This is a genomic window from Shewanella sp. S1-49-MNA-CIBAN-0167 (assembly GCF_040310145.1).
Taxonomy (GTDB): domain Bacteria; phylum Pseudomonadota; class Gammaproteobacteria; order Enterobacterales; family Shewanellaceae; genus Shewanella; species Shewanella psychromarinicola.
Window position 1 is genome coordinate 1 of record NZ_JBEOPO010000426.1, and the last position, 247, is coordinate 247.

Annotated in this window: 1 protein-coding gene; it reads left to right on the plus strand. The window is 44.9% G+C overall.

What is annotated here, in order from left to right; translation table 11 throughout:
• A partial coding sequence (locus AAEZ00_RS21905; RefSeq protein WP_351090127.1) for an ATP-binding protein occupies positions 1 to 247 on the plus strand: 247 nt, incomplete at both ends.

Below are 247 nucleotides of genomic sequence, written 5' to 3' on the forward strand. Positions count from 1 at the left end.
ATATACCAACATCAAAACCTCACCATTGAGTATCACCCCAACGAACAAGCCCGCTTTAAAGGCGATGAAGCAGACTTAACAGAAATGCTTGGTAATGTGCTCGACAATGCCTGCAAAGCCGCGAAAACAAAAGTGACATTAACCCTTACACAGCAAGATAGTCAGCTATGCATGACAATTGAAGATGATGGAGACGGTATTCCGAAAGATCCACAGCAAGATGTTTGTGAAGGGGGGATCCGTGCAG